The organism is Streptomyces sp. NPDC006544 (genome assembly GCF_040611715.1).
In the GTDB taxonomy this organism is placed as follows: Bacteria; Actinomycetota; Actinomycetes; order Streptomycetales; family Streptomycetaceae; genus Streptomyces.
In genome coordinates, this window is the sequence record NZ_JBEXOV010000168.1 from 1 (window position 1) to 9390 (window position 9390).

10 protein-coding genes are annotated in these 9390 nt (G+C 70.9%); 4 read left to right on the forward strand and 6 right to left on the reverse strand.

Features of this window, described 5'->3' with window-relative positions:
• Positions 1-331 precede the first annotated feature (331 nt).
• The 3 genes from ABZY44_RS36500 to ABZY44_RS36510 are packed head-to-tail and all read right to left on the reverse strand — an operon-like array spanning position 332 to position 1970.
• Positions 332-1180, reverse strand: a complete 849-nt coding sequence (locus ABZY44_RS36500) for a helix-turn-helix transcriptional regulator (protein ID WP_356661652.1) — start codon at positions 1178-1180, stop codon at positions 332-334.
• 27 nt (positions 1181-1207) lie between these two features.
• Entirely contained in the window at positions 1208-1738 is a 531-nt protein-coding gene (locus ABZY44_RS36505; protein WP_356661654.1) for a DUF6879 family protein, read from the reverse strand.
• Positions 1713-1970 (reverse strand): hypothetical protein, encoded by a 258-nt coding sequence (locus ABZY44_RS36510; RefSeq protein WP_356661656.1) that lies wholly within the window; start codon positions 1968-1970, stop codon positions 1713-1715. The genes ABZY44_RS36505 and ABZY44_RS36510 overlap by 26 nt, the downstream gene beginning before the upstream one ends.
• Before the next feature lie 406 nt (positions 1971-2376).
• Here ABZY44_RS36510 and ABZY44_RS36515 point away from each other — a divergent pair, with 406 nt between their 5' ends.
• A complete protein-coding gene (locus ABZY44_RS36515) occupies positions 2377-2745 on the forward strand; it encodes a zinc ribbon domain-containing protein YjdM (protein ID WP_356661658.1) in 369 nt (122 codons plus the stop codon).
• 81 nt (positions 2746-2826) lie between these two features.
• Here ABZY44_RS36515 and ABZY44_RS36520 read toward each other — a convergent pair whose 3' ends face one another.
• From ABZY44_RS36520 to ABZY44_RS36530, 3 genes are all read right to left on the reverse strand, one after another.
• Positions 2827-4416 (reverse strand): APC family permease, encoded by a 1590-nt coding sequence (locus tag ABZY44_RS36520; protein ID WP_356661660.1) that lies wholly within the window; start codon positions 4414-4416, stop codon positions 2827-2829.
• Between the two features lie 76 nt (positions 4417-4492).
• The gene (locus ABZY44_RS36525) at positions 4493-5440 is read right to left on the reverse strand and encodes a hypothetical protein (protein WP_356661662.1); all 948 of its coding nucleotides are present in this window, start codon (positions 5438-5440) and stop codon (positions 4493-4495) included.
• 710 nt (positions 5441-6150) lie between these two features.
• Positions 6151-7806 carry an FAD-binding dehydrogenase gene (locus ABZY44_RS36530; protein ID WP_356661664.1) on the reverse strand — a complete coding sequence of 552 codons (1656 nt, stop codon included), beginning with the start codon at positions 7804-7806 and terminating at the stop codon, positions 6151-6153.
• 82 nt (positions 7807-7888) lie between these two features.
• Here ABZY44_RS36530 and ABZY44_RS36535 point away from each other — a divergent pair, with 82 nt between their 5' ends.
• Genes ABZY44_RS36535 through ABZY44_RS36545 form a run of 3 tightly spaced genes read left to right on the forward strand, consistent with a single transcriptional unit; the run spans position 7889 to position 9169 of the window.
• Positions 7889-8428 (forward strand): NUDIX domain-containing protein, encoded by a 540-nt coding sequence (locus ABZY44_RS36535; protein WP_356661666.1) that lies wholly within the window; start codon positions 7889-7891, stop codon positions 8426-8428.
• 25 nt (positions 8429-8453) lie between these two features.
• Positions 8454-8852, forward strand: a complete 399-nt coding sequence (locus ABZY44_RS36540; RefSeq protein WP_356661668.1) for a DUF202 domain-containing protein — start codon at positions 8454-8456, stop codon at positions 8850-8852.
• Positions 8849-9169: a DUF202 domain-containing protein gene (locus ABZY44_RS36545; protein WP_356661670.1), complete on the forward strand. Its 321-nt coding sequence runs from the start codon at positions 8849-8851 to the stop codon at positions 9167-9169. Before ABZY44_RS36540 ends, ABZY44_RS36545 begins: the two co-directional genes overlap by 4 nt.
• Positions 9170-9390: the final 221 nt, after the last annotated feature.

Sequence of the window (9390 nt, forward strand, 5' to 3'; positions counted from 1 at the left end):
CCGAATAGTCCTTCAGAGCCATCGGTGGTCTTCTCGCTTCCTCCGGATCAATCAAGATCCATTATCAGCGTGTCCACCACTCAGGGGGAGGCCCCAGGTTCGAGCGGCTGGACCTTGCGCTTGCAGGCGGAGCACTTGTGACCGGGCGCATAGGTCACGTACTCCCATACGTCCCGATCAAGCTTCGAGGCCTCTACCTTTTTCGCCCTTGTCATGTCGCACCCCTAATCGCACACGCACCTGTGCGGTGCTCGCCGTCGCTCGCTGTGAGAACGACGTTAGGGAGGGTGCTAGCGAGGCATCCATGTTCTTGCATGAACTTGCACACGAACTACCCGAGAGAGTTGATCGCTTCTGAGATCAAAGCCCGAGCGGGAGCGCCATGCACGGCGATCTTGGACAGCTCGGAGAAAGCTTTCGAGTAGGTTGCAACCTCGCTCGGTGCCGAGACGTTCACGGCAGCCGTCAGCAGTTCGACGCTCGCCTGTCGGCTGTCGAACAAGTAGAAGGCTTCCAGCGGCCAGACGCGACGCTGAGCCGTGAAGGGGATCACTCCCAAGCTCACGTTCGGCAGGGCCATGACCGCCAGGAGGTAGCCGAGTTGGCCAGCCATGGTGGCATCGTCGCCAATGCGGTAGCGGAGCACCGTTTCTTCCAGGAGCAAGGCGAACCGGTGGTCGCCTTCGTGCAGGACGCGTGAGCGCTCAATTCGCGAGGCGGCTGCCGTTTCCGAGTCGTCCGGGGTTCCCTGGAACGCGGCGATCGTGGACAGCAGGGCTGCCGCGTACGTCTCCGTCTGGAGCATCCCCGGGACCACGTTCGAGCAGTACACACGGAAATGGCGGGTTCCCTCGTATAGGGGAACGACTTCCTCTTGCGCTCTGCGCATCCCGTGACGATGGAGCTTCTGCCAGTGCACGTACATCTGATCGGCTTGCCGATTCGCCGCAATCAGGTCGGCGGTCTGATCCTCCGCTCCGCACGCCTTGCACCAAGCGCGGACGTCGGCATCGGATGCGGGGGTCTTGGCTCGCTCGATGCGTGAAGATTTGGCTGGACTCCAGCCACACCGAAGAGCCAGCTCATGCCCGGTCAGCTCCGCATCTCGACGGAGAGCCCCAAGGCGGGCGGCGAGGGCTTCGCGGGCGGCCTGGGCACTGGATGACGGGGACGCGGACATGAGTTGGCTCTTCTAAGTTTCGTGAGGTCAGACCGAGTAATTTTCGTGCGGGATGCCGCGCTCCCAGACCGCTTCGAACGCGGCCGACGCCATATGAGCTACGGCCGGTTCGGAGCGAACCTCCCAGCCCGGCTCGGACCAGTTTCCATCCCCGGAGAAGTGGTTGAAGAGCGCGATCTCTCCGTCGAACACCCAGCAGTCGTTTCCAGGAAGCGCAATGTCCGACGCCTGCCGCCTGGGCAGCCAGCGGACTTGCTCCCCGGCGTGGAGATTGACCACGGTGCCGGCGTGCTCATACCGGATGTAATCCGTGACCGGTTCCGAGACAACCCGAGCGCGGCGGACGACTACGCCTCGGGCCACCGTGCCACGAATCAAATCAACCCACGGCGCCCAGTAGGCAGACCCCGGGTCCACGTCGCGCTGGCTCGTGCGCTTCCAGTGCTCGTAGTCTTCCGCCTCGTCGCCGACGCCGTACGAGTCGCGCATCTCCAGATGCACGGCCGAGTGCTTGGCCGCCGCCAAGAGCTCGTTAAAGCCCGGCTCGTTCTGCGACATCACAGGCCTTCCTGAGCATCGGCACCATGCGGGCCGGAATCCGAATCACAGCTTCGTGCGGAGGGATGCCCGGGGCATGTCCGGGAGCCTCGAACGCCGCACACTCGGCCTCCAGCTTGTCGTCTGGCTTCCAGCCCTGAAGCACCAGCTCCCCCTTCTCCTCGTCCACCCATACGGTGGGGGAACCCTGCTGCCCGGTGTCTGGATCAATCCCGATGAACCGTAGTGCCATGACTGCCTCCGGTGTCGAGTGGCTTACGCCAACTTGCACGAGCTTCGTCCTGAGGGCACGGCAGCGTCAAGGTTGGCGAGTGTCTGCACGGTCGGTGTGGAGCGGTTCTCAGCCAGCCTGGACGCCCTGCCGTGAGGGAAAGGGGGCCGGGATGGTCACGTGACCAACGCATGACCAACAGCGGCCCGAAACACCGAGAAACGGCAGGTGAGCGGGACCAGCCGTCAATCGGCCTGTAGGGTCCCCAGAAGGGTATTCGTGCAGGTCAGCAGGCTAATGAGCTGGTGCCCGAGTGGAGAGTTCAAGTCCCCCCTCGGACACCAAGCGAGAACCCCACTTCACGTGGGGTTTTCTGCGTTTTCGGGCCTGGGGGCGGGCCGAGGCCCGGCGGGGATATTCTGGGGAAGTGAATGAGAATCTTCCCCCTTGTCCCCAATGTTCCTGCGCGTACACCTACGAGATGAACGCGCTCGTGGTGTGCCCGGAGTGCGGTCACGAGTGGGTGCCCGCCGAGAGCGGCGCGGACGGCGCCGGGGGCGGCGAGAGCTCCGGGGAGCGGGTCGTGAAGGACTCCGTCGGCAACGTGCTCAGGGACGGCGACACCGTGACGGTGGCCAAGGCGCTCAAGGTCAAGGGCAGCCCGTCGGGGATCAAGGCCGGCACGAAGGTCCGTAACATCCGGATCGTCGACGGGGTCGACGGCCACGACATCGACTGCAGGATCGACGGCTTCGGCGCGATGCAGCTGAAGTCCAGCGTGGTCAAGAAAGCCTGACCGGTCGGCGCCCGGACCGCACGGACGAGCCGGAGGGGGACCCCGCCGCGGCGGGGTCCCCCTCCGGCGTACGCGTCCCGGTCAGCCGCGCGGGGCGTTCGGGGCCTGCGGCGCCTGTTCCACGGACTCCGCCGCCTGGTCGAGGCGGAAGGCCTCGTTGCCCAGGCCGATGCGGGCGTGGACCTCGGGGCGGCCGGAGCGCAGCACCAGGCCGTACGCCAGGCCCACGACGGCGGCGGCGCCGATGATCCCGGGCAGCAGCCAGCTGAGGGCGGAGCCCTCCTCGGCGCCGACCAGGACGCCGAAGTCCTTGACCGTCCAGAAGGCGATTCCGAGCAGCGCGAGGCCGGCGAGCCCGGCCGCGACCAGACGCCAGACCTGGGCGCCGGCGGTGCCCCGTCGGACGAAGAAGGCGATGACGGCGAAGGAGGCGGCGGCCATCAGCAGGGTCACGCCGAGGGCGCCGACGCTGCCCATCCAGGTGAACAGGTGCAGGACGGGCGCGGTGGGGTTGCCGGCCGGCAGGTCGTCGGTGAACGCGAAGGCGAGGACGACGGCCACGGAGACCACGGTCTGCAGGAGCGAGCCGGTACCGGGGGCGCCCGTACCGGCGTTGGTGCGTCCGAAGGAGGCCGGGAGCAGGCCCTCTCGGCCCATCGCGAAGGCGTAGCGGGCGACGACGTTGTGGAAGCTGAGCATCGCCGCGAACATGCCGGTCACGAACAGGACGTGCAGGACGTCGGTGAAGGCGCCGCCCAGGCGGCTCTCGGTGAGCTGGAAGAGCAGTCCGGGGCCGGCCTCGGCGGAGGTCTTGACCACCTCGCCGGGGCCGGTGGCGACGGTGAGGGCCCAGGCGCTGAGCGCGAAGAAGAGGGCGACGAAGCCGACGGCCAGGAACATCACGCGGGAGACGACGATGTGCGGCTTGCTGGTCTCCTCGGCGTACACCGGGGACTGTTCGAAGCCGACGAAGGCGGCGATGCAGAAGCACAGGGCGGTGCCCAGTCCCGCTCCGCCGAGGGTCTCGGGGTTGAAGGCGTGCAGCGAGAGGCCGTCGGGGCCCGGCTTGCCGAGGGCGGCGAGGTCGAAGACGACGACGAGGACGACCTCGATGAGCAGGAGGACGCCGATGACCTTGGCGTTGAGGTCGATCTTGAGCCAGCCGAGGGCTCCGGTCAGGACCACGGCGGCCAGGGCCGTTGTCCACCAGGCGAGTTCGACGTGGAGGTAGGTGGCGAAGAGGCCGGAGACCTCGAAGCCGAGGATGCCGTAGACGCCGACCTGCATCGCGCTGTACGCGACGAGGGCGACGAGCGAGGCGCCCGCGCCGGCGGTGGGGCCGAGCCCGCGCGCGATGTACGCGTAGAAGGCGCCGGCGTTGTGGACGTGGCGGCTCATCTCGGCGTAGCCGATGCTGAAGAGCGCGAGGACGGCGCCGAGGATGACGAACAGCAGGGGCTGTCCGACGATGCCCATGACGCCGAAGGTGGTGGGCATGACACCCGCGACCACCATCAGGGGCGCGCTCGCCGCGAGTACGGAGAGCAGCAGGCCGGCGGTGCCGAGGCGGTCGGCGCGCAGGGCGCGGTCCTGCCCCTTGTACGTGCGGATCTCGGCCGGGCCGGCCGAGCCTGCCGGGTCGGTGAGCGTGGAGGATCTGCCCGTCGGCATGGGGGGTCGTCCTTTCGGGGGCGGGGGCGGGGGCTGAGCGGGGCTGAGCTGCGCGGGTTGAGCTGACTGGCTGCGGTCAGGAGGTGCCGAGCGCGGCACTGCGCGCGGCGAGGAACGCCTGGTGCGGGTCGAGGTCGGGGTAGGACCACGGGGCCCGGGTGGCGTGGCTGCCGATGCGGTGGAAGAGGGCGGCGGCTTCGGCGGGCCGGCCCTCGCAGAGCTTGGCGTGGGCCAGGAAGTTGAGGTCCACGCGGTTGCGGGGGTGGTCCTCGCGCTCCCACTCCAGCCACCAGTCGAAGGCGGCGCGCAGGACCTGGCGGGCGCGGCGGCCGGACCAGTGGTCGGTGATGCGGTCGGGGGTGTGGCCGTGGACCGAGGCGAGGACCCGGTAGCGCTCGGCGTGGGCGATGACGGGAAGGACGGCGAGCGGGGAATCGGCCGGGGACTCCTCGGCGGCCCAGGCGGCGAAGTCGTAGACCTCGTGGAGCGGGTCGTGGCCGGCGGCGGGGGCGCGCTCCGCCAGCTTGGAGACCATCAGGTGGTGGGCGTGGTGGTGCTCGCGGTGGCGGGCCCGCACCTGGTCGAAGTGGCGGCTGAACTCCTCTTCGGTGCCGAAGGCGCGGGTGAGGAGGAGCAGGCCGAGCCAGGGGGTGGGGTCGGCCGGGAACAGGGCCGCGGCCCGGCGGCAGGCTTCCTCGGCGGCTTCGGGGGTGCCCTTGCGGCGCAGGGCGTTGAAGACGGCCGCGCAGGCGAGGAGGGTGACGGCGTCGGCGCTCTCCGGTTCGGCGAGGAGCCACTCTCGGGCCCAGGCGGTGGCGGCCGGGGTCTCGGCGAGGACGACGAGCCGGTGTCCGCGGCGGTCCCAGTCGTCGCCGGTGCTGACGAGGAGGGAGCGCGCCCTGGCCCAGCGGCCCTGGGTGAACTGGGTACGGACGTCGACCAGTTCGTTGTCGCAGAGCGCCGGGTCGAAGAGCTGGGCGTCCCGCTTGCGGGCGCGGCCGAGGGGCGGCGGAGGCGGAGACATCCGCGGATTCCCTCCAGGACGCGGGCGGTTGGACTGTGTGGCCGGATGATCACAGACAGCAAAGCGGTACGCACAGCTCCGCGTCAAGGTCCAGTCCACTGGGTGGCCAGTTTCAACTGGTCCCCCGGTCGGCCGAGTTGAGGGGGTTGTTCGGGTTCGCACCGGGGTCGGCGGCGGCTTCGGCGGCGGGTCCACTGGGCGGGTCCCGGGGTGGGTTCCATGACGGGTGCGGAAACCTTCCGCCCCCCCGTCCGGCATTCCGGGGCCGGTGCCCGCCGCGCCGGTGGCGGCGGTCCCGAGCGGCGCCGAGCGGTCCCGAGCGGCGCCGGGAGCACGACGTCGGGGGCGCCGGCCGACGCCGAGGCCACGGGCGGTGCGCTGCCGGCGCCGGGCGGGCCGGTGCCGGACGGGGACCGCGCCGGATGTCGCGGAGGTGTCCTCGAGGTGAGGGACGTACGGGTGCCGCGTCCGGTGGACGTGGAGCCGGGGCGCCGGCCGGACGAGGGCGAGGGGTTCGTGTCAGTGGCCGAATGGCGATCCGCGCACGGGAGGTTCCGGCACGGCCCGCAGAGGCGGGAGGCCGTCGGGCGGCCCGTGCGCCGCCGGCGACGAAGCCCTCGCGCGGCGCAGCGGTTCGGCCTCCTCGCCCGGCCGGAGCCCTCGGGGCCGGGACCGGCTCGGGGCCGGGACCGCGGCCCCGCCGGCGCCCGTCAGGACACCGCGGCCCCGGCGGCGCGGCCCGCCGCGCGGCCCGAGAAGATGCAGCCGCCGAGGAAGGTGCCCTCCAGGGCGCGGTAGCCGTGGACCCCGCCGCCGCCGAAGCCGGCGGCCTCGCCCGCCGCGTAGAGCCCGGGCAGCGGTTCGCCCGTGTCCGTGAGGACGCGGGAGGAGAGATCGGTCTGCAGCCCGCCCAGCGACTTGCGGGTCAGGATCGAGAGCCGGACGGCGATCAGCGGGCCCGCCGCCGGGTCCAGGATCCGGTGCGGGGCGGCGGTGCGGATCAGCTTGTCCCCGAGGTACTTGCGGGCTCCGTGGATCGCGGTGACCTGGAGGTCCTTGGTGAAGGGATTGGCCATCTCCCGGTCCCGGGCGACGATTTCACGGCGGACCGTCTCCTCGTCGAGGAGCCCTTCCTTCGTGATCGCGTTCATTCCGCGCACGAGGGCGGAGAGGTCCTTCTCCACGACGAAGTCGACGCCGTTGTCCATGAAGGCCTTCACCGGCCCGGGGACGGCCTGCCGCGCCCGGTCGATGACCCCGCGGACGGACTTGCCCGTGAGGTCGGGGTTCTGCTCGGAGCCCGAGAGCCCGAACTCCTTTCCGATGACACGCTGGTTGAGGACGAACCAGGTGTGGTCGTGGCCGGTTCTCATGATGTGGTCGAGCGTGCCGAGGGTGTCGAAGCCCGGGAACAGCGGTACGGGCAGCCGCTTGCCGGTGGCGTCCAGCCAGAGCGAGGACGGGCCGGGCAGGATGCGGATGCCGTGCCGGGCCCAGATCGGGTCCCAGTTCTCTATGCCCTCGGTGTAGTGCCACATCCGGTCCTTGTTGATGTGGCTGGCGCCCGCCTCCTCCGCGATGCCGAGCATCAGGCCGTCCACGTGCGCCGGGACCCCGGAGAGCATCCGCTCGGGCGGGGTGCCGAGCCGCTCCGGCCACTGCTTGCGCACGAGCTCGTGGTTGCCGCCGATGCCGCCGCTGGTCACGATCACGGCCTGGGCGCGCAGGGAGAACTCCCCGGTGGCCTCGCGTCCGCTCGCGGCGCCCCGTACGGCGTCGGAGGGGGCGAGGACCTCCCCGGTCACGGTGTCGAGCGTGCCCGCCGTGCGGGAGAGCCCGGTGACCCGGTGGCGGAACTTGAGCTGGACCAGGCCGCGGGCCACGCCGGTCCGGACGCGGCGCTCGAAGGGCTCCACCAGCCCGGGTCCGGTGCCCCAGGTGATGTGGAAGCGGGGGACGGAGTTGCCGTGGCCGTTCGCGTCGTAGCCGCCGCGCTCCGCCCAGCCGACGACGGGGAAGAAGCGGACGCCCTGCGCGTGCAGCCAGGGGCGCTTCTCGCCGGCCGCGAAGTCCACGTAGGCCTCGGCCCAGCGGCGCGGCCAGGCGTCCTCCTCGCGGTCGAAGCCGGCGGTGCCGTGCCAGTCCTGGAGGGCCAGCTCGCGGGTGTCCTTGATGCGCATGCGGCGCTGCTCGGGCGAGTCGACGAAGAACAGGCCGCCGAAGGACCAGTGGGCCTGCCCGCCGATCGACCGTTCCGGCTCCTGGTCCAGCAGGATGACCTTGCGGCCGGCGTCGACGAGCTCGGCGGTGGCCACGAGGCCCGCGAGCCCGGCCCCGATCACGATCACGTCTGCGTCGTACGTCATGCGAGAACCGTCCTCCGTCGGTGGTGGGGCGATCCTTTGCTACGGAGTGGTAACCAGTCAACAGGAGCGGGAGGACGAAGCCATGAGCGCGGCAGACGAGGTACTGGACGTGGTGGACCGGCAGGACCGGGTGACCGGGCGGGCGCGGCGGGGGGACGTGTACGCGGACGGCCTCCTCCACCGGTGCGTGTTCGTCCTGGCCCGGGACGGGCTGGGGCGGATCTTCGTGCACCGGCGGACCGCGTCGAAGCTGGTGTTCCCCTCGCACTACGACATGTTCGTGGGCGGGGTGCTCGGGGCGGGCGAGAGCTACGCTCGGGCCGCGCTGCGCGAGGCCGAGGAGGAGCTGGGGGTGACGGGGCTGGCGCAGCCGGAGCCGCTGTTCAAGTTCCTGTACGAGGGCCCGGGCGGGGCCTGGTGGTCGTACGTGCACGAGGTCCGCTGCGAGCTGCCGGTCCGGCCCCAGGCCTCGGAGGTGGCCTGGCACGCGTGGCTTCCGGAGGAGGAGGTGGCGGAGCGGGCCGGGGACGGATCCTGGCCGTGGGTGCCCGACGGGCTGGAGGCGTACCGGCGGCTCCGGGAGTTCCGGGCTCTGCCGGACTCGCCGTCGGGGCGCAGCTGAGGCGGGGCGCCAGTAGATTGGCCGGGTGATCGACTTCGGCAAGGACGTGTGGCTCTGCTTCGCCCCCGAGCGGGTGAAGGAGGAGGGCCAGACCCCCGACTACCGGTTCTCGCTGGCCAACGAGCGGACCTTCCTGGCCTGGATCCGGACCGGCCTGGCCCTGGTGGGCGGCGGGTTCGCCGTGGACCAGTTCCTGCCCGACCTGCGGTGGGCGGTGCGCGTCGGGATGGCGCTCGCACTGCTCGCGGTGGGCGCGGCCTGTGCGCTGCGGGCGGTGAACCACTGGGTGCGGTGCGAGCGGGCGATGCGGCGCGGCGAGGACCTGCCGCTGTCCCGGTTCCCGGTGGTGCTGAGCCTGGGAGTGGGGCTGGTGGCGGTCACGATGATGGTGGTCGTGCTGCTGGGCTGGACCACGGGGCGATGAGTACCCCGGCCGCGGACGGCGGCCGTGACGCGGGGCTGCAGCCGGAGCGGACCCGGCTCGCGTGGCGGCGTACGACGCTCTCGTGCTCGGTGACGGCCGTGCTGGCGCTGCGTCAGGCCCTGCGCACCAGCGGTTCGCCGGTGGCGCTCGTGGGGGTGACGGTGATCGCCCTGCTCTGGCTTGCGTTCCTGTGGGTGGCGCACCGGCGGATGCGGGAGCTGGCGGCGGCGCCCGGTGCCCCGTCGCCGCGTGCGGTCCTCGCGGCGACGGCGTGCACGGTGGCGTTCGCCGTCTTCGCGGTGGCGGTCATCGTCTGACCCGACGAACCCGACCAGCCGAAGAACCGACGACCCGAAGAACCGACGACCCGACGACCCGACGGTCAGCCTTTTCGCGCCCCTGCGGCGCGTAGCGGACACAGCGGGACATTCAGGACCGGCCGCACTAGGGTCTGTTGCGAAAGTGGATCTTGATCGGTGATGATCATGGTGTGGCGCGTGGAGATCTGACGGATGCACAGTGGGCAAGGCTGGAGCCG